22 protein-coding genes and 1 pseudogene are annotated in these 24,287 nt (G+C 42.5%); 4 read left to right on the top strand and 19 right to left on the bottom strand.

Annotated features, from left to right (window positions below; all coding sequences use genetic code 11):
* Window positions 1–189: 189 nt before the first annotated feature.
* Window positions 190–1,620 (bottom strand): YfcC family protein, encoded by a 1,431-nt coding sequence (locus NSQ76_RS01935; protein WP_341052050.1) that lies wholly within the window; start codon window positions 1,618–1,620, stop codon window positions 190–192.
* Between the two features lie 153 nt (window positions 1,621–1,773).
* Here NSQ76_RS01935 and NSQ76_RS01930 point away from each other — a divergent pair, with 153 nt between their 5' ends.
* Window positions 1,774–2,901, top strand: coding sequence for a M20 peptidase aminoacylase family protein (locus NSQ76_RS01930; protein ID WP_025092784.1), 1,128 nt, complete (start codon window positions 1,774–1,776; stop codon window positions 2,899–2,901).
* 47 nt (window positions 2,902–2,948) lie between these two features.
* On the opposite strand, the gene NSQ76_RS01925 is transcribed toward NSQ76_RS01930, so the two are convergent.
* The 15 genes from NSQ76_RS01925 to NSQ76_RS01855 all read right to left on the bottom strand — a co-directional run bounded on the left by NSQ76_RS01925 (window position 2,949) and on the right by NSQ76_RS01855 (window position 18,105).
* Complete coding sequence (locus tag NSQ76_RS01925; RefSeq protein ID WP_125587128.1) at window positions 2,949–3,671, bottom strand: SDR family oxidoreductase; 723 nt, start codon at window positions 3,669–3,671, stop codon at window positions 2,949–2,951.
* A gap of 110 nt (window positions 3,672–3,781) precedes the next feature.
* Window positions 3,782–4,534 carry an alpha/beta fold hydrolase gene (locus NSQ76_RS01920; protein ID WP_231506829.1) on the bottom strand — a complete coding sequence of 251 codons (753 nt, stop codon included), beginning with the start codon at window positions 4,532–4,534 and terminating at the stop codon, window positions 3,782–3,784.
* A gap of 107 nt (window positions 4,535–4,641) precedes the next feature.
* A complete protein-coding gene (locus tag NSQ76_RS01915; RefSeq protein WP_341052039.1) occupies window positions 4,642–5,523 on the bottom strand; it encodes a glycine betaine ABC transporter substrate-binding protein in 882 nt (293 codons plus the stop codon).
* The gene (opuAB, locus tag NSQ76_RS01910) at window positions 5,523–6,368 is read right to left on the bottom strand and encodes a glycine/proline betaine ABC transporter permease subunit OpuAB (RefSeq protein ID WP_024424348.1); all 846 of its coding nucleotides are present in this window, start codon (window positions 6,366–6,368) and stop codon (window positions 5,523–5,525) included. The genes NSQ76_RS01915 and opuAB overlap by 1 nt, the downstream gene beginning before the upstream one ends.
* A gap of 10 nt (window positions 6,369–6,378) precedes the next feature.
* A complete protein-coding gene (gene opuAA / locus NSQ76_RS01905; RefSeq protein WP_024424349.1) occupies window positions 6,379–7,644 on the bottom strand; it encodes a glycine/proline betaine ABC transporter ATP-binding protein OpuAA in 1,266 nt (421 codons plus the stop codon).
* Between the two features lie 398 nt (window positions 7,645–8,042).
* The gene (locus NSQ76_RS01900; protein WP_024427234.1) at window positions 8,043–9,137 is read right to left on the bottom strand and encodes a toxic anion resistance protein; all 1,095 of its coding nucleotides are present in this window, start codon (window positions 9,135–9,137) and stop codon (window positions 8,043–8,045) included.
* Between the two features lie 14 nt (window positions 9,138–9,151).
* Window positions 9,152–10,768: a YceG family protein gene (locus NSQ76_RS01895; protein ID WP_208946043.1), complete on the bottom strand. Its 1,617-nt coding sequence runs from the start codon at window positions 10,766–10,768 to the stop codon at window positions 9,152–9,154.
* Between the two features lie 70 nt (window positions 10,769–10,838).
* Window positions 10,839–11,654 carry an HAD family hydrolase gene (locus NSQ76_RS01890; protein WP_056764993.1) on the bottom strand — a complete coding sequence of 272 codons (816 nt, stop codon included), beginning with the start codon at window positions 11,652–11,654 and terminating at the stop codon, window positions 10,839–10,841.
* Window positions 11,651–12,760: a cysteine protease StiP family protein gene (locus NSQ76_RS01885; protein WP_280149029.1), complete on the bottom strand. Its 1,110-nt coding sequence runs from the start codon at window positions 12,758–12,760 to the stop codon at window positions 11,651–11,653. The genes NSQ76_RS01890 and NSQ76_RS01885 overlap by 4 nt, the downstream gene beginning before the upstream one ends.
* Entirely contained in the window at window positions 12,753–14,084 is a 1,332-nt protein-coding gene (locus tag NSQ76_RS01880) for a phosphoribosyltransferase family protein (RefSeq protein ID WP_341055746.1), read from the bottom strand. Before NSQ76_RS01880 ends, NSQ76_RS01885 begins: the two co-directional genes overlap by 8 nt.
* Complete coding sequence (locus NSQ76_RS01875) at window positions 14,074–15,261, bottom strand: HpcH/HpaI aldolase/citrate lyase family protein (protein WP_341052029.1); 1,188 nt, start codon at window positions 15,259–15,261, stop codon at window positions 14,074–14,076. The genes NSQ76_RS01880 and NSQ76_RS01875 overlap by 11 nt, the downstream gene beginning before the upstream one ends.
* Before the next feature lie 99 nt (window positions 15,262–15,360).
* Window positions 15,361–16,140, bottom strand: coding sequence for a TerC family protein (locus NSQ76_RS01870; protein WP_024424355.1), 780 nt, complete (start codon window positions 16,138–16,140; stop codon window positions 15,361–15,363).
* A gap of 140 nt (window positions 16,141–16,280) precedes the next feature.
* Window positions 16,281–16,859, bottom strand: coding sequence for a TerD family protein (locus NSQ76_RS01865; protein ID WP_007498343.1), 579 nt, complete (start codon window positions 16,857–16,859; stop codon window positions 16,281–16,283).
* 41 nt (window positions 16,860–16,900) lie between these two features.
* A complete protein-coding gene (locus tag NSQ76_RS01860; RefSeq protein ID WP_024424356.1) occupies window positions 16,901–17,482 on the bottom strand; it encodes a TerD family protein in 582 nt (193 codons plus the stop codon).
* A gap of 20 nt (window positions 17,483–17,502) precedes the next feature.
* Window positions 17,503–18,105 carry a TerD family protein gene (locus NSQ76_RS01855; RefSeq protein ID WP_024427228.1) on the bottom strand — a complete coding sequence of 201 codons (603 nt, stop codon included), beginning with the start codon at window positions 18,103–18,105 and terminating at the stop codon, window positions 17,503–17,505.
* Window positions 18,106–18,519: 414 nt separating this feature from the next.
* Between NSQ76_RS01855 and NSQ76_RS01850 the strand changes: the two genes are divergently transcribed.
* Both NSQ76_RS01850 and NSQ76_RS01845 read left to right on the top strand, forming a co-directional pair.
* Window positions 18,520–19,512, top strand: a complete 993-nt coding sequence (locus NSQ76_RS01850; protein WP_103132612.1) for an LLM class flavin-dependent oxidoreductase — start codon at window positions 18,520–18,522, stop codon at window positions 19,510–19,512.
* 210 nt (window positions 19,513–19,722) lie between these two features.
* Window positions 19,723–20,763 carry an acyltransferase family protein gene (locus NSQ76_RS01845; protein WP_341052024.1) on the top strand — a complete coding sequence of 347 codons (1,041 nt, stop codon included), beginning with the start codon at window positions 19,723–19,725 and terminating at the stop codon, window positions 20,761–20,763.
* A 20-nt stretch (window positions 20,764–20,783) separates the two neighbouring features.
* Here NSQ76_RS01845 and NSQ76_RS01840 read toward each other — a convergent pair.
* A pseudogene (locus NSQ76_RS01840) lies at window positions 20,784–21,562 on the bottom strand (glucose 1-dehydrogenase).
* Window positions 21,563–21,681: 119 nt separating this feature from the next.
* Window positions 21,682–22,110 carry a cell wall hydrolase gene (locus NSQ76_RS01835; protein WP_024424361.1) on the bottom strand — a complete coding sequence of 143 codons (429 nt, stop codon included), beginning with the start codon at window positions 22,108–22,110 and terminating at the stop codon, window positions 21,682–21,684.
* Between the two features lie 527 nt (window positions 22,111–22,637).
* Between NSQ76_RS01835 and NSQ76_RS01830 the strand changes: the two genes are divergently transcribed.
* The gene (locus NSQ76_RS01830) at window positions 22,638–23,699 is read left to right on the top strand and encodes a DUF4352 domain-containing protein (protein WP_341052021.1); all 1,062 of its coding nucleotides are present in this window, start codon (window positions 22,638–22,640) and stop codon (window positions 23,697–23,699) included.
* Window positions 23,700–23,886: 187 nt separating this feature from the next.
* On the opposite strand, the gene NSQ76_RS01825 is transcribed toward NSQ76_RS01830, so the two are convergent.
* Complete coding sequence (locus NSQ76_RS01825) at window positions 23,887–24,225, bottom strand: hypothetical protein (protein WP_103132614.1); 339 nt, start codon at window positions 24,223–24,225, stop codon at window positions 23,887–23,889.
* Between the last annotated feature and the right edge of the window lie 62 nt (window positions 24,226–24,287).

The raw sequence follows: 24,287 nt of genomic DNA, 5'->3' as shown, positions 1-24,287 counted from the left end.
GCTGTTTTTCTTATGTGAAGTATTTCACATTCATATTGTGCAACATTTCACAAACTTTTGCAAGGGGACTGCTCAAAAAAAATATGTAGCGAATTTGTGAACACATTTATTGTGCTTTCAAAGCGCTGGCTCCATACATATTTCCACAAGAAAAAAGCTGCCAAACGCTCACGGCAGCTTCCTACATATTTAATAAGGTCCCCAGTTGATCATGACCCCGATACAAATAAATATAAGACCGATGACAAACCAAATGAGGGCAAGCGGCACCATAAAACGCAGCCACTTTACATAAGGTATACCACTTGCAGCAAGCACAGCCATCAATACACCAGAAGTCGGATTGATACAGTTGACTACCCCTTCGCCAAGCATCACTGCTTCTACAGCTACCTGTCTTGTGATACCCATTAAATCAGCGAGCGGCGCAAGAATCGGGATAAAGACAACAGCTTCTCCTGATCCTGATGAAATCAAAAAGTGAAGAAGCGCACTCGCAATATACATCCCGATCGCACCAGCGATTGGACTAAAGCCTGTCAGCATACTCGCCAAGCCGTTGACCACTGTATCAAGCAGCTTCCCGTTTTCTAAAATGACCGAAATACAGCGTGCCATCCCAACAATAAGTGCGCCGTAAACAAGGCTTTGGCACCCGATAATAAACGTTTTCGCAATATCATTGGCCGCTAAACCGCCGAGCAGTCCAGCAGCGATAGCCATAAAGATGAACACACCCGCCATTTCCTTATCGGTCCAGCCAAGCTGAAGTGCGCCATATAAGAAACCTCCAAGTGACAATCCGCACACTGCTAAAATCAGCTTATGTCTGCCAGTAAATGCAGGCTTGTCCACAGATTCCGCATCGGCTCCGCCAAGCCCCTTAGCAGGAAACCATTGATCGCCAAGAATGCTTCCCTTTTCTTTATTCTTCAGACGTCTTGTATATAAATAGATGTACACAATACTAGAAATAAGAAAACAAAGATAAATAATGACACGCAGGCCAATGCCGGAAAAGATCGGCAGCTCGGCAATCGTTTGTGATAAACCTAATGGAGATGGAGATAAAATCGTTGCGTTAAATCCTGCATAACAGCCGATGTATATGACAGCTGCTCCTGCTACAGCATCCCATTTCAAGGATCGTGCTACAATGATGCCGATTGGAATAAATCCAATGACAGAGTTCACGACAATTCCGGTCGTTCCAAGGACTGAAAATAATCCCCCAACAATACAAATAAACAATAATTGCTTCGTTTGAAACCGGCTGATGACATGGTGAATCATCCCGTTAATAGCACCTGTCTTCTCCAAAATGGCAATGGTTCCGCCCGTAAATAGAATCAGAAAAATAATAGAAGAGGACCCTAGCATTCCTTCTTGTATCGCTGTAAAAAAGCCAACTGGACTCACTGGTGATTGATCAATACGGTGATAGCTGCCAGGAACGGCTGTTGTGATCTCCCCAGATGTCTTTCGGTCAAACTCACCCGCTGGTACAAAATACGTTGCTATTGTACAAATCAGTGCAATCATAAATAAGAGAACATACGCATCTGGCATTTGAAGTTTTCGTTTTTGTTTCTCTGGTGCTGATACTGTCGCTGTTTTCATGTGTCAAAACCCCTTTGTCCCGATCGGAATTTCACTTAATTTTCAGAATAATCAAATGATGTGTTATATTATAAACACTGTTGATATTTAAGAGCAATATTATTTCATTAAAATAATGTTTTGGCAGATTATCTGTCAGCAAGGAGGCTTCTCATGACAACTTTGACAAACGAAATGAAACAAACCGTGACAGACATCTTTGAACACTTGCATGCCCACCCAGAAATCAGCTGGGAAGAAACAGAAACGACCGCTTATATTGAAGATATATTGAAAAAATTGGGCTGCAAAACTCAAACATTTGACGACTGTACAGGGGTGATTGGTGAAATTGGAGAAGGCGCACCAGTGGTCGCTGTGAGAGCTGATATTGATGCACTTTGGCAGGAAGTAGATGGTGAGTTTCAAGCCAATCATTCATGTGGGCACGATGCACACATGACGATGGCTCTTGGCACCTTCATGGCATTAAAGGAAAAAGAACGACCGAACGGCACGATCCGTTTCATCTTTCAGCCTGCTGAGGAAAGAGGCGGCGGTGCGCTGAAAATGATTGAAAAAGGTGTGCTCGCAGATGTCGATTACTTATATGGCGTACATGTGCGCCCAATTCAAGAAACATTAAACGGACGCTGCGCGCCTGCTATTTTGCACGGATCAAGTAATCATTACGTCGGCACCATTATTGGCGAGGAAGCGCACGGTGCACGTCCACACCTTGGCATCAACGTAATAGAAGTGGCTTCTACCCTTGTGCAGAGACTCGCGCATATCCATGTCGATCCAAGAGTTGCACATTCTGTCAAAATGACCAATTTACATGCTGGCGGGGGCAGCTCAAACATCATCCCAGGTAAAGCTTCTTTTACATTAGATGTACGGGCGCAAACAAACGAAGTGATGGATGAACTAGAAAAAGAAATTGAAAGAGCCGTTCATTCTGTAGCGGATGCCTTTGGCGCTTCCATTACACTTTCAACAGACCATCGTCTGCCTGCCGCCACCTTAAATGAGGAAGCTGTCCAGATCATGTCTCATGCAATTGAACAGGTTTTAGGTAAAGAGCAGCTTGATCCCCCGATTGTCACAACAGGTGGAGAGGACTTTCACTTTTATGCAGCAAAGCTTCCGCATATCAAATCCACAATGCTCGGTTTAGGCTGTGATTTAAAGCCTGGTCTTCATCATCCGTATATGACCTTTGACCGCTCGGCAATCTTTACCGGCATTGAGATTTTGACCGAAGCTGTCTATCAAACACTCCAGCAGCATTCATCATAAATGAAAAAGCCACCCGCCTTCTCATTAAGCGGGTGGTCTGCTTTATATTATGCATTCAGATCTGCCATGGCGGGAACGTTGATTTCTTTTACGCAAGATACCCTTGATAAATGAATCACACATCTCGCAAGCTCCACAATATCCTGGACAGGGATTCTCGTTTCATCATATAGAGTGATGGCCTTTTCGGCTCCATCCTCATACGGAACCTCCGCCGCCAGCTCTCCTGGATTGATACAGGTGACGGATATTTTATCTTTCCTCACATGCTCTCTCAGTGCATTTACAATTCCGCGCAGGCCAAATTTAGATGCAACAAACGAGACCTGCGGCAGGTTTGTATGGTCGAGTCCGGCCGTTGAGCCAATCACGATGATTTTCCCATTCTCTGATTTCCTTACGTGCGGAAGCAGTGCCTGGATGTATGTAATGGTTGAGGTAACATTCACATTGATTAAATGTGCAATATCCTCTGGCTGATCGTGATCAAAGGAATAATCGTCTTCAAAACCTCGTTTTTCCCATAAACCGACGTTATAGATGAGTACATCAATCGTCTTGTTCTCCAGTGCTTCAAGCATATAAGAGATATGCGTTTGGCTTGATAAGTCGATTTTCAGCCAAATTCTATGTACACCGTCATCTATGCTCAAACTGCTTGGTTCACTTCGCGATACAATCCAAACTGTATCTCCACTTGAAGGGAGACCCTTTACAAAAGCATCTCCTAATCCTTGACTTGCACCGAATATGATATAGTTTTTACTCATAGCTCCTCCTTCTAGGAAACACAAACTGTAAGCGCTCTACACCTATATCATACAGATTTTAAGAGACTGGCGCCCTTTTTATGCTCGTCTTCACTTATTGATTGGCGCGGCTACTGGATTTCCTTTAATTCAACTGGTAATGCACGTGCCTCTATAAAACATTTGATCATTTCTGTAAAAAGTTCTTTCTTCTCAAAAGTAAATGTATGTCCAATACCGGGAACGATGAAGCCTGTTGCCTTCGGATGTGAATACGTTATTTTTTTTGCTGACCGTTTCATAATGCCTTTTTCTTTTTCTCCCACTGTGACAAGAATGCGTGCCTTCGCTTGTTGAAACGTGTCAGGGAGCTTGTAATGGAGGTTTTCTTGAAACATCGTAAGAAGGGTTTTCTTTTGCAGATGTTTCGATTCCGCCGCATAATGATGCAGTACATGTTGCGAGAGCCCCATCTTTTCGGCTTGGAGCTGGATAAACCAATCTTTCTTTAATAATGGATACGTCAGTGGCAAGAGGGGTCTCACCATGAAATGGAGCCATGGCAAAGGCATCACAAGGGCGCTATTGATGACGGCTATGTCTACGATATCCGGCTCTCTTGATAACACATCAACGGCAATCTGCGCACCTAAAGAAAATCCAATCAGAATCACTTGACGGCCATTCGCATTTTCCTTGATCCATGAGATGACTTCACGGGTGCTTTCATTCATTGAAAATATCTGTTCTTTTGCTCTTGTCCCGTGTCCAATGAGATCAGGAGCAAAGCATTCATACGTGTCCTTCAATATTTCAACCTGCTCCTGCCACATCCAGCTGCTTACTCCTCCACCATGCAGAAAAATCATGATTGATTTATCCATCGTCCGACAACTCCATCCTTCTATATAAGAAAAAAGCAGCCGCTTTTTGAGCAGACTGCTTTTTCAACATGCTCCCTTCTATTATAAGGGAACCACTATATCATTGACTATTTTTTCAAATCCTCAATGGAGTTTACGTTCTTCATATATGTTGGAACAACTAGCCCCATTCGAAGACCTTTCATACTTGTACCAAGGTCATCATATTTTCCTTTAAACTTCGCTGCATACGTTTTATGCGTATTTGGCAGCCAAGCGGATAATGATGCATCCGCACTTCCAGTTGCAATTGCTGTCCACATCGGACCTGCTTCAACCTGAGTCAAAGTTACTTTAAACCCAAGTTCACGCAATACTTCTGCTGCAACATTGGTACTTGCAATCTCACTATCCCATGCAACGTAGGCAAGATTGACTTTTCCACCATTCGACTTTTTCACGCCTTTTGTCCATTTCGCTACTTGGTCTTTATGTTTTTTCACATATTTTAAGGCGGCATCCTTTGGTTTCACACCATCTTGGATATCAATCATGACTTCGCCCATGTCATCTTGAGACCATTTAAACTGACTAAGCATTTTGGCTGCTTCCGGCTGATCCTTCGCAAAGCCTTTACGTGAAATCGTATGAATTTCTTCCGCTTCACCGTAAGATTTTTTTGGATCATCTAAATATTTTAAATCATAGCGGGAAAACATCCAGTGTGGATTCCAGCCAGTGATGATGATTGGCTTTTTACGGTCGTAAGATTTTTTGAGCGTTGCCGTCATGGCTGCACTTGATGCAGACACAACCGTCCAATCCTCTAAGCCGTAATCCTTTTTCGCTTGATCTGTCAGTGCCATAATCCCTGAACCAGGATCGATTCCGATAATGGTTTTATTCACCTGCTGAGCAGCACTCGCATTTGAATCTGTCTGCGTACCGCAAGCGGCTAGTAAAAAGACAAGCAGGGCGGTCATCCCAATGTAGAGAGACTTTTTCCACATTAAGCATTCCCCCTGGATTTTTTCGTTTTAATGTTTTGGGTAATACGGTCAAGTGTAATCGCCACAATCACAATGGCAATACCTGCTTCAAAACCAATACCTGTTTTCAGCTGCGTTACCGCACTATATACTTCTGAACCAAGTCCTGGTGCACCTACCATTGCCGCAATGACGACCATTGATAGAGCCAGCATGATACTTTGGTTAATACCAGCTAAGATGGTTTTTGTTGCAAGTGGAAGCTGAACTTTGAATAAACGCTGGAATGTCGTTGAACCAAATGCTTCAGTTGCTTCAATTAAATCAGCTGGTACTTGTTTAATACCGAGAATGGTCATACGAATCGTTGGCGGCATGGAGAAAATAACCGATGCCACAACCCCAGGAACAACCCCAATATTAAAGAAGAAGATCGCTGGTAATAGATAAACGAATGCAGGCATTGTCTGCATTAAATCTAAAATAGGTGTCACAATTTTACGCACAGTTTCCTTCTGTGATGCCCAAATACCGATCGGAACCCCGATCACAATGGAAATGACCACAGCGGTCAAAACGAGTGCAAGTGTTTGAAGCATTGGATGCCAGTAGCCTAAATAGTCGATCAGTAAAAATCCAATAAGTGTGAAAAGAGCAACTCCTCTTGTACTGATCCACCAAGCAATGCCGGCAAAGATAAGGGTTAAAATAATGGATGGAATGACGCCAAGTGCTGCCACAATCCCATTTACTGTTCCTGCTAATCCATTTGTGATGCCATCAAAGAAACCACCAAACGTTAATGTTAACCAGTCAACAAATTGATCGATATATTCCGCAAACGGAATTCTAGGTAAATCACTCATACTAAACATCTTATTCTACCTCCTGTGCAGAAGGCTCTTGTGCTTTAATTTCCTCTAGCTTGTTAGAAGACATGTTGATATACTCATCATTTCCTGATAATGCACCAATCAATGCACCTCTGACCACAATGCCCTTCATTCTGTTTTTCTCATCAACAACGGCAATCGGAATGTTCGCATCAGACACCGCATCAAAGATCTCTGTCAAATACGTAGATTCCAACACTGTCGTAAATTCTTTATCGAGAACCGTTTCAAGTGACGCTCCCGTTTCTGCTGCCTTTTTCGCTGCTTGGGCAGAAATGACACCTAATAAATGCTTTTTCTTATCTACTGCATAGATAGACGAAATCCCAAGGTTTTTCATGAGCGTAAGCGCAACACGTGCCCCTTTATCGATCTGAACTGTTTCTGCACGTTTCATAATATGACCAGCGGTTAATACTTTAGAAAGGTCAACATCTTCAACGAAGCGTTCAACATATTCATTCGATGGGTTCATCAGAATTTCTTCTGGTGTTCCGATTTGAACGATATTTCCGTCCTTCATGAGTACAATGCGGTCACCAATACGAAGCGCCTCATCTAAATCATGGGTAATGAAAATGATCGTTTTTCCTACAGATGTATGAAGCTCAAGCAATTCATCCTGCATATCTTTACGAATTAATGGATCTAGTGCGCTGAATGCTTCATCCATTAATAAAATGTCAGGGTCATTTGCTAACGCACGTGCCAATCCAACACGCTGCTGCATACCACCACTTAATTGATTTGGATATTGCTCTTCAAAGCCTTCAAGTCCAACAAGCTTTAAAGATTCAAGCGCTTTTGGTCTGCGCTCTTCTTTATCGACACCTTGCAATTCAAGACCATACTCAGTGTTCTCAAGAATTGTACGGTGCGGGAACAATGCGAAGTTTTGGAAAACCATGCTGATCTTTTTCCGTCTGACTTCACGCAATTGATCCTTTGACATATTTGTTATCATATCCCCATCAATATATATTTCACCGGAGGTTGGTTCGATTAACCTGTTTAGCATCCGCACAAGTGTGGACTTTCCGCTCCCTGATAGCCCCATGATGACAAATATCTCGCCGTCATAAACATCAAAATTTGCTCGATTGACACCAACTGTTGCGCCGGTCTCTTTTAGGATCTCTCTTTTTGTTTTCCCTTTTTCAAGCATTTGAGATGCTTTTTTAGCATTTTTACCGAAAATTTTAGATACATTATTTATCTTGATTTTGATATTTCTCTCTTCAGAATTCATATTTTCCCTCCAAATTAGCATCTTTATAACCGTAACATAAGCGTTATGATGCGAACAATCTTTAGAATTCGCTTATTTCCCCACAATATGTATGAATTCCATATAGAGGTCTGGTCATTAGAGTTTATACGCCGTATTACTCGTAAATCCTATAGAATGCTTCATAAACTACATATTTTACGGGGTATTTCCTCTCATCAGACAATATTTTACTGGAAATTCCTAATTGTGCTAAAAAATAAGTCGAATCCTCGTCATAGCGGTTTTTTGAATCATGGGCGAACCATTCCCCTTAACAGGATTTACCCGAAAATGGTCACATAAAAACCTTTTTCCTCAAATTTTATTTAAATTCATAAAAAAACTGCCTGCAACTTTAGTTACAGACAGCTTGTTTTTTAGGACTCTAGGGCAGCCCGCTTAATATTATCTTGAAGCTCAAGCATACGTTTTGTTCCATCTTCGCGTAATCGCTTGTTCTCTTCTTCGATCTGTTTCGTCTCTTTCATCCCTTGTACAATTGTATTAAAGGAAGATTCGATCGTTTCAATGTCGATGCTTGGACGGCCAGATAATTTGGCAATCTCCACACTTTGACTTGAAATGTTTTCCGCATTTCGTTTCAGCATTTCATTTGTTCTTCTATCCAGCTCACTCATAGAATCAGCCACAAGCTTTTGTCTCTTCGCTGTAACAGCTTGAATGATCCCATTTTTGAAAATTGGGATCGTGATGATGAAGGCAGAGTTGATTTTACCGATTAATTTCGTATTCCCACGCTGAAGCAAACGGATTTGCGGTGCCGTTTGAAGCGCCACCATTCGTGCCATATCAAGGTCATACACACGCTCTTCAAGCGCTTGAATGCCATTACGAAGCGTATCAAGCTCCATTTGTGCCAGCTGGTTTCCACTAGCTGCTTTTTCTTCATATGAAGGAACCAATTGCTTTAATTCTTCGATTTTCATTTGACCGGCTACGACATACTTTTCCAGCTCCAAATAGTATTGAATGTTATGCTCATACATTTCTTCAAGCGTCACAGTCGATTTGGTCATTTCATCTTTATATTTACTAATTTCCACATTAATTTTTTCAATTTCTGCACCGAGCGTTTGATATTTACTAAAAATCTTTTCGATCATGCTGCCGCCGCGCTTAAAGATTTTTGACAACAAACCACCCTTCGGTTCGTCAAAATCATTTTTATCAAAGCGATCCATAATCTTACCAAGCTGCGTCAGCATTGTTCCTGAGTCAGTGACGCTTGTTGAACGCATCATTGAAAGGATACGATCAGAGAACTTAGAAATTTCAACGGCCGGCTGTTTTCCGTATTCAAGCAGTTCCAGCTGATTTTTCGCATCGATCTGTCTCGCAATATTTTGCACTTCTGGTTCATTTCGAAGCTGAACGCGAATATCGTCTGCCTTCTCAATCGTGATTTCCTCTTTATCAATTGAAATGATGTCATTTCCGTTTGTATTTGTCATAAGTTTTGATCTCCTTATCGGTTTTTAATGGATTGAAATAACTTTCTAACGATGGACGGCTCTTTAAACTCCTGGTTCATGACCATCTCATCAAGCCAATGGGTATCAAATAGTTGGTCATCGATATACCGTTCGATACACTGATATCCCGCCGGATGATATACGAAGAGATCCACACCCATTTCATTTAGGAAAATCAGGGCGGCCGCATCAGAACGAGTCAGCTCTCCATTATATTCCGTATGGTATAAAATCACTTTCGGTACGGTTTGTGCGTAATCAAAGGTTTGAATCAGTTCAATGAGATCCTGGCTTAAATGCAGAACCTGCTTGAATAAATAAATACGGACATCTAATTCGGTTTCATTGCCTTCTTTTAATAGCTTCGGATGCTGACAGATTCGAGATATCGCCTCTGCAATCGCACGCTGCGTGCCCTCATATAGATGAGAAAACTGCCACACATTGCTTTTCATTAATAAGTCAGGATCAATCTCTCCAGCAGAAGAAAGTGCATGCTGATAATGAAATTGATAATTCGAAGTCACTTCTTTCGTAAAAGGAAAATGGCGAATGGTCTTCGTCTCTTTCCCTTCCATTAACGTGTGAATGCGATCCCAGTATTCACGTTTGTCTCGTGTGACACCCATCATTTTCGCAAAGAGATTTGGAATCTGTATCGTGTCCCGGTCTGCTTTAAAATTCGGGCGGATAAAGGATCGTTCCTTTGCAATTAAAAACAGCTCATCATACGTGGTCTTCAGTGTAATAGAATGAGGAGTATGATCTCTGAATTGCCACGGCTTATACAGCATTGAATCTTCCGTGTGAAGCACCTCTTCAAGCTCTCTTGTCGAGCGGTACGCCACCGTTGATTTCCTCTCAGGCTTTTCAGTAGGGAACGGCTCAAGCTTTGAAGTCCCCGGGTACTGATCAATAAAAGTCAGCTTTTCTTCTGGATCTAATTCGCGGAACGAATCCTCGCCTTCTGGATGAAATAGCACAACATCACAGCCAATCAGCATGACATAGTAAAGAAAATAAAGCTGACTTTTATTCGCCTCTCCATACCAAATGACAGCCGGCATTTTTTCTTCGATATTGACTTCCTTCAGCCATGGACCTAGATGGTTATTTGAAAACTTCACGACATCCAGCAGGACCCGGCGGAAATCAGGATGCTGAAATCCACCCTCGTGCAGCTGCTTGAAATGCTCAAATACCTTGATCAATGAAAGACGGATATGCCGGTTCATCACAGGGTTTGGATGGCGTACAATCAGCTGTTCACCATCTAAAAAAGCAACAAAGCGATTCACGGACAATCCCTTTTCTTCTTGGTTAATCAAATGAATGCGCTGCAGCGCTTGAAAATGCTCCGGCTCAATATGACGATTGAGTGTTTCACTTAAAATATGCATGCCGTCTGTTTCGTATAATTCATGTAAATAAATAAAATAATCGGTTGCATCATGCGGAGTTCCAAGGACTCGGGCGGCGAGACGCGGCAAAGACAACGTATGCTCGTCCTTTACATAACCGTCTCTTTCAGGGAGCGGCTTTTTCAGCACGTTTTTCCAGGCTTCCTGCTCCGCCCGTGTATGGGTGACATTGATTTCTTTATAACTCACGCCGCTCCTTCCTTTCTCCTATATTTTCTCGAAAGCTACTACTATCATATCATTCAGCCTTCTACTTCTGCTATCGAATCGAAGGCTTTTTTGCGTTCATCATCTGATCGATGACAGAAGCGGTGATTTCATCCGCTGCGGCCATGCCAGATGCTGCTGTCGGCTCAAGTGATGGGTCAAAGTCCAGAACTTCTCCATGCCTTGGGGCAAAGCCCATATCTGATTGACGAATGAGCCCTGCATCTAACAGAGAATCACCCGCACCATAGACGTATTCAAGCTGCAGCCTGTCCTTTAGAAAAGAAACAGCATCCCACTTATTAAGCGGCTGTGGAATAAAATAAAGCTTCCGTCCCTGAAGAGAAACCTGCCAGCCTCTCTCTTCGCCCCACAGCTTCAATTCAGCAAGCGGAATGTGAGATAGATACTCATCTTTCATAATCAAATAAAGAAATCTTCCCTCTGCTGTACGGGTACGCTTCACCCATGCCGCAACTGGAAGCTCGGAGATCGCCCTCAGCATCTCTCTGACTGGCATACACTCCCTAAGTCTCTCATCAACAATGGCCTGCCAATCCTCAAGCGGCTTGCCATGATGAAGAATACAGCCCCCATTTGTTGTGACAGCATACTCGGGTTTAAGCTCTTGCTCAAAGAAGGTGATTCGTTCATACTGTGCGGTTGTTCTTGTCGTCACTGGAATGAACCAGCCTGCTTGATGAATCGTCTGCAAAGATTTTTTCGTTTTAACAGACATATAGGAAAGCGGCCGTTCGTCCAGCACCTCAACTAAATCATACTCTCCTTCATACGCATACTGGTCAAGCACTCGATGTGAGTAAATCAGCGTCCGGTCTAAATCACTGGCAAATGCAAATGTCTTCATGACGTTTGCTCCAGCGGACGAATTAATCCACAGCACGTGTAGGACATATTGGCATATTCAATGACAGGAACACCTCTGTCCTCTGCCAAAAGCAAAATATGCTTCAGCTTCTCCTGAGATCCAGGCTGAATCAAGATTTTCCAAGGGATTCTTCTAAGCAGCACGCGGGTCGTTTCACCAACACCCGGCTTAATCAAGTGGGTATTTTCAATTTGAAACTCCTGACCGATTGCTTCAATGGATGCCATTCCCCGCCAATCTGCCGGTGCTCCTTGCGTAAGTATGTTTTCTGCTTTCTCTTGTACATTTGGTCCGAGGCTGGAAAATGCTTCTTCAATTGTATCCACATATAGATTGGACACATCCTCATCAAGCAGCTCTTTATAATACTTTGCCCCATGGAAATCATCGGCATTGATCCAGCGGTTGTTTAATACCGTACGACTGACAAGCCCTGATACTGTCGAATTCAGGCAGGCACTTGGAATGAGAAAGTCCTCCCTCGTTCCGTATACATGTGTACAATAGCCGGGGTCTGCCAGCACAGCCAGCTCACTCGAGAGACGTACACCATACTTTTTTTCAAAATCAAGAACAGCTTTTTGGAGCTCTTTCGAAATCGCCCCTTTTCCAGTCCATCCATCGATAAAAGCAATTTCAAAACCTGGATGTTCTTTCAGCATGTAATGCAGTGCATTCTCGTCTATTCCACGGTCGCGAATAATAGAGATGCTGTAATGAGGCAGATCGACACGATACGTCTTTCGAATATATCGTTTGATCAGCACCCCGATCGGTGTCCCCGCACGCGCCAAACTGCAAAGCACGGTTTGGAAGCCTCGTTTCTTCACAATCTGTTCTGCTACAACAGCTACTGCTTCTGCTACCTTTTCCTTACTTTCTTCAAGAGATTGATAGAATAAAGTCATATAAGATGCCGTTGGTTTGTACTCAATTGGCAGCATTTCTGAATAATGCGCACCGCTCTGAATCGAACGCTCCCGCTCTTCTGTACTTTTCTCCATCTCAATAGAGGATAAATCTTTGAGTAAGAAGGTTACATCCTGCTCTGGATAGCTCCCCATCTTTGTATACACATTAGCCATTCACCTTCACCTCGTCTGATAAAGTCACAATATGCACATGCTTCACATGCCGCTCAGCAAATAAGTGAACAAGCGGAAGCAATGCCTCCTGAGAGACCTTTTTCTCAAAAAAGAGAAATACATCATCATATTCACCTTTTGGAATGTTGTACACGTAGTGCTGAATTCGGGCATCCTCTGGATTCATAAAGGTAAACCCATTTTGGACAGCGTATCCATCCTTTTCGACTGGGTGAATAGGGCTTCTCGTTGTTGAATGAAAGAGAACGCCTTCCCCCATGTGTGCAGACAGTCTCATCGGCACATACATCAGCTCACCTGTCCCTAAGCAGAGTGTTTGTTTTCCTTTGCGTTCCTGCCGCAGCCTCAATCCCGCTTCAGCAGCTGCTTGGTCGAGCGCTTCCGTATCTGCTGCATTTAAACCAAAACGACCCGTTTCATGTATATATGGCGAATGACCAGCCGAATTTGCTGCATAAGAAAGTGAATAGGGCACCTGCTTAAAGAAAGATTGAAGAGAGTGAAAAGAGAGACTTGGCTGCTTCTCTTGCTCCGCAATCTCATACGAATAAGCTGGCTCATCGAGCGTTTTGCCTCGAAAAATCATCTGCCCTTTTAATAAAGACAATGATGTGATGTGAATTCCAAGCTCCTCTTCAAGCTGGCACATGGCTTTCTCATGCTCCTCCGTCCGCCAGTCCAAAATGGAAAGAATGGTATAAGAATGCCTTGGGTACTTTGCATGAAGGTCACGAATGATGTTGATATTGGTACGGCCTGTCGTGACTTCATCATCTACTAACACGATGGGGCGGTCTGTGCGAAGGAATGCTTCGTCTGCATAACAAAGCTGATCTGTTGCATGCGAATGTTCTTCTTCAAATACCAATGACGGGTCAAGATCCAGCAGCTGTTCACGTGTCGTATGAATGTATGATGCGCCTTCTATCACATCATACACACCATGTCCAAGGGCTGTTGCCGTTTCCGCAAAGCCGATGACGACAGGCTCATTGCCTGCTGAAAGCTTTTCTTCTTTGAGTGTTTCATAGGCTGCCGTTAACACCGTGTGATCATCCGTCTTGAGTGCCTCTACAAGAAGATCTTGGTGCGGGGGCGTCTTTCCCGTTTGCTCTTTGGCATATGCCATCGCTAAAAGACCCGAGACAAGGAGCGGTTTTACTGGATGAACAGGAATATGCTTTCCAAGCACCTTACTCACGAATAAAAAGGCTCTTTTTTTGTTCACCCTTGCCGCCATCTCAAAAAGATGCTCTTTTTCAAGCTGGAGCGCACCTTCTTTAAGGTCAAGCTCAACCTCCATATGTTCCAAGATGTTCAGCGTATGCCGCTTCTGATTCTGTGAGTATGTCGATATAGCTTCTATTTTCATGAAACACCCCGTAAATGTCTGACTTAATTAAAATGTGCTCTGCCCACCTGTAATGCGGCTTTGTTTCATTCATCTTATTAGAGAAAGCACTCTTCATCACGCCAACTGTGCCGTCGGCATGTTCCAGAATGCTTAATGCATCCAAGTACTCTTCCTTTGTCACAACGTACATGCTTTGCACTGGCTTGAGATGTGTTGGATGGATCACTGTCTTTCCATGTATGCCGTTGGCTACATCGAGTCTTGTCTCTTTGAGTAAACCTTGTACGTCATCGAATTCAGATAAGGACAGCTCACCGCCCTTAGAAAGCGCACGGATGAATGGTTTTTGTTCCTTTCGTGCAGGGCCAAAATGCTCCCATACAGCACCTGATACAACAAAGGAACGGCCAAAATAATTGATAATATCTGTGATCAAATCAGCAATCAATCTGATTTCATAGATGGTGGTGTCGCGATCACGGCGAATGCCATATAAGCCGCAAAGATCCGTTGCCCCAATACGAATATTCAAAATATATTCTTCATCATTCAGCATGATCTGCTTTAACTTAGACAGCACCGTATATCTTGTTTCTTTTTCTAATAAATCGGGTGTTTCCAAAATGGGCATACCGTACAGCGTGGTCTTCGTTTGTGCGGACGCCTGTTTCAAGCTGTCCAAATAATCCTTCGCATTATGAATAGAACACTTTGGAAATACAAAACCCGTCAATAAACGAAGAGATGGACCAAGCAAATCTGCCATTTCCAGCAGCTGCTTCGGCGAACGAACCCGAATAAATAAAAGCGGCATTTGTTCAGCCATTTCAGGTGTATGCGTTAATTTGTCCGACAGTTTGGCTAGTTGTACCACTAGATTCTGTTCAGCCATTTCCACTTCTTGATCACCGATGGCATCCTCTAAACAAAATACAACAGAGCAAAGCGCTTCATATTTCTGCGACAGCAGCATGTCTGCTATATCCTGTCTTGTCGCAGGCATATACAAAGTAGCACCTAATGCATGCGCAAGTACGTGCCTTGGCGTCATCAAATGCATCGACCCCGGCCGTTTGAAAAAAATATCGTGCTGCCTCGCCTCTGATAAAAACTGAAAATACCGCATGCTGTGCCACCTCCTGTTGTTGAGAGAAAATCGAACAAATGACTTGATGATTCAAAAAAGGATGGAGCCGCTAATCAACTCCATTCCTTTTTGATCGTCCTATTCTTCTTTTGAAGCCGCAGCTTCGTTTGTCACTTCTTGATGTTTCTTTTTATTGATTTTATGAACGATAAACGTTCCGATAAATGCTAGGATAATAATCGCAAAGAATACAAGATGCGGGATTTCAATGTGAGCAGCACTCAAGCCCATTTTGATCGCAATGATCCCGATGAGAATAAACGCTGTATTCTCAAGCTCTGGGATACGGTCAATGAGAACAAGGAATAACTGTGCGACTGTACGCATCATGAGAATTCCAAGCATTCCGCCTAATAGTAGAATCCATACTTCCTCAGATACAGCGAATGCTGCAAGAATACTATCAACCGAGAAGGCAAGGTCCATAATTTCAACAGAAATAACAGTTGCCCAGAACACACCAAAGACTCGAATCAACCAGCCTTCTTTTTTCAGTTCCTTCGCTTCATCATCGCCGTCACCTAACCAGAAGTGCTTAATAACAAGCCATGCTAAGTAAGCAGCTCCGAGGACCTTAATCCACCAGAACTTAATAAGCAGCATCCCTACGCCAATGAATAGAAAACGGAAGAAATAAGCGCCAATTAATCCGTAGGTTAATGCTTTTTTACGCTGCTTTTCTGGTAGATGTTTCACCATCACAGCTAATACAAGTGCGTTATCTGCTGATAACAATCCTTCAAGCACGACAAGAGTCCCAATAAGCCCCCAAGAGACAGGGTCTGTTAATACCTCTGCCCACATATGCCAATCAAAAAACGAGGCATATGTATCCAACATATGTTTCAAAATGTCCAACTGGTTTTCCTCCTATAAGTGTAGAAGCATCAGCAGGCTTTCGCCTGCTGCTATTCTTGATCGCTGTTTCTTTCTCACTTAGGAAAAGGCCCTCATATGAGCTTTTGACAGCATCTCTTGAACTGATTTGTTTCTCTTATTTACACTTCTAACCCATAATTTTGACAAAGAGCTGCAAGTCCGCCAGAGAATCCGCTTCCGATCGCGTTAAACTTCCAATCACTTCCGTGTCGGTACAATTCACATACCACAACAGCTGTTTCAATTGAGAAGTCTTCGCCTAAATCGAAGCGAATCAATTCTTCCCCGCCCTCTTCATTTACAACACGAACAAATGCATTAGAGACTTGTCCAAAATTTTGGCTGCGCGCCTCTGCATCATGGATCGTAACTGTAATTCCGATACGATCAATGTTAGCAGGAATTTTCGAGAAATCAACGAGAATTTGCTCGTCATCTCCATCTCCTTCACCCGTACGGTTATCACCTGTATGAGTGACACTGCCGCTCGGATGCTGAAGGTTATTATAGAACACAAAATCTGTATCTTGCTGACAACGATTGTTTGCATCCACCAAGAAAGCCGAAGCGTCCAAATCAAATTCGGCTCCGCCAGAATATTTATTCGTATCCCAGCCAAGACCGATCATCACTTTCGTCAGCCCTGGGTTGGTTTTGGTTAAATCGACACGTTGTCCTTTTGAAAGCTGAATCGCCATATTCGTATCTCTCCTGTCTTTGAAAATAGGAAACTATTGCGTTATCCGATATCTAAGCCAAAGTCCGTTGCAATGCGGGCGAGACCGCCTTGATAGCCTGATCCGACAGCTGAGAATTTCCATTCCCCGCCATGACGGTATAATTCACCTACAATAATGGCTGTCTCAATTGAGAAATCCTCTGCCAAATCGTAGCGAATGAGTTCTTCATTCGATGCTGCATTTAAAATACGTACATATGCGTTAGACACTTGTCCGAAATTTTGACTGCGCGCTTCTGCATCATGAATTGTAATGACAAATGAAATCTTTTCAACACTTGCTGGTACAGCTGCAAGGTCAACATTGACCTGCTCGTCATCCCCGTCCCCTTCACCAGTGCGGTTATCGCCTGTATGTACGACACTGCCGCCTCCGCCAGTTGTTTGGTTGTAAAAGACAAAGTCAGATGGAGAGCTTGCTTTACCTGCCGCATCTAAAAGAAATACACTTGCGTCCAGATCAAAGTCATGTCCGCCGTCATACTTATTGACGTCCCAGCCAAGACCGACGACTACTTTTGTTAAACCCGGATTCGTTTTTGTTAAATCAATTTTTTGACCTTTCGCTAAAGAAATTCCCACTAGGAACCTCTCCCTTCTGTTTAAATATAGTTTCTCGTAATATCTGCAAGCTTCGCATCATTTGTACCATTTCCAAGCGCCGCAAACTTCCACTCATTCTCATGGCGATAAAGTTCCCCGACGATTAACGAAGTTTTTCCTGCATAATCATCTTTTAAATTATATTTCACTAATTCTTGATTGTTTGAACGATCAACGATGCGAATGTAAGCATTTTGAATCATACCAAAGTGTTGGTTTCTTCTAAGGGCATCATAAATGTTCACGACAAACACCAATTTATTCACGTTACCCGGCACCTTGCTCAAGTTGACGAGGACTTGTTCATCATCTCCGTCTCCTTCACCAGTCAGGTTGTCACCTGTATGCTCAACACTGCCGCATTTGCTCTTTAGGTTGCCAAAATAAATCAAATCTTTATTTTCCGTAAACTTATCATTTTTCAGCATGAGCACTGAAGCATCACAATCAACATCAGCGCCGCCTCCGCCGCCAAACAGCTTTCCTAAAAATCCGCCGCCTTGTGATACAGGGTCCCAGCCAAGTCCAACAAGAATATTCGTCAGCCCTGTTTTCCCTTTTGTTAAATCAATACGTTGACCTTTTTCTAATGTAATCGCCAAATCAATCACTCCTCCAGCATAATAAAAATCTATTTATTAAGCGATGGACCCTATTAAAATCATCATACATGAAAATTCGACAAAATTCATGAAATGACATTGGAGCCTCTTACTCTTTTTTCTATTTACTAGTATATACGATCTATGTTCAAGATAGGTTTCAAACACTTTATATTTTTTTAACGAAAGATGCACATTGGAAATGGTTCATGTCGTTAATGAAGTGTTTCATGTGAAACATTGTCGAAAATTCCCGATGAACAGCTCTTGCTGATAAGGAGTGTATTGATGTGGTTTCATATGTTGATATAGAAAAGATAAAAGCAAAGGATCAAAGGATAAACCCTTTCGTTTCCTTCCACCTATGGATTTCTTTATACTTATATTCAGCATGTTGATGAAAGGATGTTGATGATGCCATCACTTCATATATTAGATCAAGTCGCCATTCCTAAAGGTCAGTCTGCTCAGGAGACATTGATTCATACAACGCAGCTGGCTCAGCTGGCTGAAACGCTTGGGTATGAGCGCTATTGGTTCGCTGAACACCACAGCACAAGAGGGCTCGCTAGTACAGCGCCTGAAATATTAATGGCTCATATTGCGGCTCATACAACGACCTTGCGTACCGGATCTGGCGGTATTTTACTTCCTCAGTACAGTCCTTTTAAAGTAGCAGAGGTCACGCGGCAGCTTGAAGCCCTTTATCCTGGACGGATTGAGATTGGTGTCGGCAAATCTCCAGGCGGGATCGAAAGGACGAGGCTCGCTTTGACGGACGGCGTGCCTAAAGATCTGTCTCAGTTTGACCGCCAGCTGAAGGACCTTCTTTTTTACTTATCAGACAGCCTGCCTTCTGGTCATCCGCATGCAGGCGTGAAAGCTGCTCCGCTTGTTGATGCTCATCCGCCGGTTTGGCTGCTTGGGCTGGGGGAAAATAGTGCCATGCAGGCGGCGGAGCTTGGAATCAACTATATTTTTGGCCACTTTATCCATCCTGCACGCGGCACACAAGCATTTGAGACGTATCGATCACACTTTTCTCCATCTGTCTTTTCTAGGCAGCCACAATCTATGTTTGCCGTCTTTGTCATCTGCGGTGAAACAGATGAAGAAGCAGACAGGATCGCCAGCAGTACAGATTTATGGCTGCTTCGTGTTGAAAAGGGACTGGACAGCCGCGTTCCTTCTATAGAAGAAGCAAGCGCCTATCACTACACCACTCAGGAAAAGAAAAAAGTGCTGCAAAACCGCCAGCGGATGATTGTAGGCTCGAAGAAAACGGTGAAAGAGCAATTACAGACCTTGATGGACCGCTATCAAACGGATGACATCATGATTCTGAACAATTCCTTTGATCCGATCGAAAAACAACGTTCCTTCATGAGAATAGCAGAATTATTTTGAAGCCAGCTTTCCAGGCTTCTTTTTTACATTGTCATAAAAAATGGGAAATGTAACATCAAGATGTCAAAATCCTTCCGTCTGTCATCTGATCGCAAATGTGTCTTCTAATCGTTAGCGAACTGTAAACGCATAAGAGGTGTACCTTTTATATAGTAGAGGTACATATTCAATGAACGGTTTACAACGCTGAGAAAGAAGGAGATGACAGACATGAAAAAGAGACTCGATTGGGTTGATGCAGCTAAAGGAATTGGCATTCTGCTCGTGGTCATGGCGCATGTGCCCATTCCAGATTCGCTCAAGCAATTCATTTACTCTTTTCATATGCCGCTTTTCTTTTTACTATCAGGCATGATGTTTCGATCATCATCATCCCCTGCTCTGTCATTTATTCAGAAAAAAGCCAAAAGTTTACTCTTGCCCTATCTCTATTTCTCCATCATTACGTATGTATTTTGGTTCTCCGTTACCCGTTTTTTCGCATTCAAGGGACAAACGGATATTGATCCTTTCGTTCCGTTTACAGGTATTTTCATATCCAATGCAGATGAAGCAAGACTCACACATAACCCAGCGATTTGGTTTTTAACGACGCTCTTTTTAGTGGAAATTTTATTTTTCTTTATGCATCGTCTTTCTAAAGGAAAACCCGCTGCCGTGATCTTGCTGACTGTTCTTTGCGGAGGTGCTGGATATGCCTCTACCTTGCTTTTAGATCAAAGTCTTCCTTGGAACGCTAATGTCGCCTTGACAGCTGTTGTGTTTTATTCGATTGGATTTTTAGCAAAGCAATGGTTTGTGGAATTAAAAACAGATCCAACCCTTCTTTTATGTGCAGGTCTGCTTGTGCTAACGGCTTACATGCAAAGCTTTAATTCACGGATCGATATGCGCGTCAACGACTACGGTGATCTCTTTATTTTCTACGCATGTGCTCTGCTCGGTTCAGCTGCCGTGATTTATTTAAGCTTTAAATTGAAAACATCCCCTATTTTGACGTATCTAGGACGTAATTCTATTGTCATTCTTGTCTTGCAGTTTGCCGGTATCGATATCATGAAAGCATTTGTTTTTTATGGACTCGGTATCAATATTGCTGATACAGCACAGCTCTCTTGGACACTTTTTTATACGATTGGCACATTGCTGCTCATGGTGCCATGTATCTCCTTCCTGAGCAAATACCCGATGCTGCTCGGCAAACCAGCCAAAGCCGCTCAACGCTACGAACAAAAAACATCCGCCGGATGAACAGGCGGATGTTTTTTGGATTAATCATTGATTTGAGAAGGATAAAGTGTCATTCCACCATCTACAAATAAGGTGGTGCCTGTGATATACGCCGCTTCCTTAGAAACGAGGAATGCAGCAGCGGCCCCAATCTCCTTCGGTTCACCAAAGGTTCTCATCGGAATTTTCTCAAGCTGCTTTTGTTTTTTCAATTCATCCTGTAAATCATCATTCGATTCGGTTGCCATGGTACCCGGCGCAATCGCGTTGATTCGAATACCTGCTTCGGCATAATCAAGAGCCAGCGTCTTCGTCATCATATTCATTCCGCCCTTTGAAGTGGAATAATGAACATTGAACGGGCGTGGAATTTCCTGATGGACACTGGAAATATTTAAAATAGATCCTTTGATGTCATGCTCCATCATATAGGCGAGCGCAGCCTTTGCGCCTAGAAATGCACCTGTTATGTTCACATCGATGACGTTTTGCCATTGCTCCAGCGTCATCTCATGCGGCATCGCTTCTTCGCCGTTGAAGCCTGAATTATTGACGAATACATCTACTGTACCGAAATGCTCCAGTGCTGTATCCATGATGGCTTGGATGCCTTCCTCTTGGAGACATCTGCGTGTACTTTCACCGCCCCACCTCCGTGCTTCTGAATGGCTTGTACGGTCTCTTCAGCTCCATCTTCATCGCCTTTATAGTTTACAACCACATTCATTTCCTCTTGTCCAAACCGCAATGCGATCGCTTGTCCAATTCCTTTTGAAGAACCTGTGACAATGGCTGTTTTCCCTTTTAAATCTTGATACATCTTCATTTCCTCCATTCACGTGCTTCATCTTGCTGATACACAATGGTTACCCATTTTGGAAAAAACAAAAACACAACCCTCTGCATTTGTACTCTAAGAGGGTTGTGCGTTTCATCAAGCTAAAAGGTGTTATAAACATTTTCACACGTTTCGGCGGTTGGCTGATAAAAGCAATGCGACTTATACCTTGCCACAAACGGCTGATTGTACCAAGTCGCCGGACAATCGCCAGGCGGTTTAAAATACCAAAGGCTGAATTTTGCCGGCCAAAAACGTTCTCCGTTAATATTTCTCCGCGCAAGTGTTTTTTCCGTTTCTCGTGCTCGCTGATAGAAGTAACCATGCGTGACCGCTTCAAATGCATGCTCCTGATAAATCATTTGTGGAATCGTACGCAGCCCTTTAAAGTCAGAGCAGTTGGCACGCAAACGATTGATGCCCACGTTTCCTACGAGCAGCATCCCTCGCCTCCCTTCACCTTCTGCCTCCGCTCTCAGCAGTCTGGCCATTAAATCAATATCAGAGCTTGTCGCTCTTACCACTGCCATACATCCACCTCCAGTTCGTTTCTCTTTTATTTTATGTAGCGTTTCTGTGTAGATGACTGCCATTTTGACATGAAAAAGCACGTTCAGTGTCGGCAGCCTGTCTAAATTTGCTGGACATGTGTCTCGCTGCCAACAACACTCAAACCAAGTGACCATATACATAACAGGAAGAAATATTCATTACTATATACTCATTTACAAGTCATAAAAATCCTTCTAATTGCGACATCATCTTCAAAAACAGTCATTTGAACCTATTCAATAATCCGACTCAAAACCTTAAAATATAAAATGTTGAGTTTCTACAGGAGATATCAAATAATAAATTACAAGTTTCTCCTCTCAACTTAGTGTCATTTTTACTACTTGAAGCCAATCAACCTCGGAAACGCACTGAGGTATTGACAGTACTTTCGCTTCATTCTACAGTAAAAAACATACAGTATTTTTCTTTTTGTGCAAAAAGAATGATATGAACTACAGCTTTTCAATGAAATTCACCATAAACCCGAGGAGGAAAACACGCCATGTTTAAAAAGAAATTATCCCTGTTTCTTCTGATCTTGTGTGTAACTGTTGTCGCTGCTGCTTGTAGTGGTGGAAAAGACAAAACAGCTGCGAAAGAAAACGATACCAAAAAATCTCTTGATGCAGCAGAGGTAAAGGTAGAAAGTGCTGAGTACACATTACCACCTCAATACGATACATCTGTACAGGATGATCAGTATGTACTAAAAGTGAATGTATCTGTAAAAAATATCAGCAAAGAGCCTCTCAATGTTGATAAAAGCAACTTCACGCTTTACCAATATGACGCACAGGTATCTACAATCTCTCCAGATGACTATAACGAAGTATTATCTTCAAGCTCTTTAAATGCAGACAAAGTGACTAAAGGCGGTCTTTTCTTTGTTGTTGACAAAGACAAAGACTATCAGCTTGTTTACACAGAGCCAGGAAGCGGATCGAAAAAAGATGACAAGACATTAGAATTCGATATTAAAGGAAAAGACTTAATGAAAAAAGCAGATACACTACAAGCATCTGCAAAAGCTCTTTCTTCTTATATTGATGTGATGATTTTTGGTAAGATAAACGATGATTTCGAAAAACTAACAGGTGATAACAAATCAACTGTTGTGAACGAATTTGATAAATCATTCAAACAAGGTTACATCACTTCATCAGGTATTTCTTCTAGCTCAGCGAAGGACGAAAACCTTGATAAGCTTTTAAAAGCAGTGAAAGAAACATTAGCTGAAAAATCAAAAGTTTCAACAAAAACAAAATCCATCAGTGGTGATAAAGCTGTCGTGACTGTGACTCTTACACCAATCGATGCAAGTCCGCTTGTCGATCGTTTGAAAGAGAAAGCGACTGAGTTCTACAGCAAAAACCGTTCAGCTTCTTATGATGAAGCGCAAAAATACTTACTATCAATTTACCCAGATGAGTTTAAAAAATTAGGACCATCATCTTCTGAAGAAACAGTAGAAGTCAACATGAAGAAAAATGATATCGACCAATGGAAACTTGATTTGAACGACTACAAAACAAGCTCATTAGTTGAGAAATTCATCAAGAACTAAAGAAAAACCCCCGATTCCGGGGGTTTTTTGTTAATTTATTTCGGTTGTTTCCTATATTTGATTCCGAAATACAGAGAAGAAAGCAAGAAAATCGACAACCACACCCACTGAATATCCACCATAAATATAGTAATGGCTGCTACTATTAATATAGTGAGGTCCAGCTTTTTTTCATAACGAGAATATTTCATGAAGAAGAATTCCCCTTTTCAGCTTCATATTCTTTCATGATCTCGATTGGATCAACCGCATCTTCCTCTTGTGCGTATTCCTCTACATAAGGAGTTGTTAATTTTTCAAACCTTTGCTCATCGTCTACTAAAGCAATATAGACATCATATCCCTCATAATCAGAAGGGAATAACGTTGCAGTAGAACTACCGGTTTCTAAAGCCTTGTCTATTGCATTTTTTAATTCTAATAAACCTACCCTGTTTCCCAAAATAAAGGCTTCAAAATGATGTGTTTGCTGAGCATATATATTACATAGTCCTAACACATCATCGTCATCTGTTTGATAAGACATATCCGAACTCCTTTCTTTGGTAAAATTAGGATAATTATATCATTTCCTCTTCCATCATGCTA

Source organism: Bacillus sp. FSL M8-0256 (assembly GCF_038005765.1).
GTDB lineage: Bacteria > Bacillota > Bacilli > Bacillales > Bacillaceae > Bacillus > Bacillus safensis.
The sequence above is the reverse complement of the archived record's forward strand: the minus strand, read 5'-3'. Positions and strand labels throughout refer to the sequence as shown.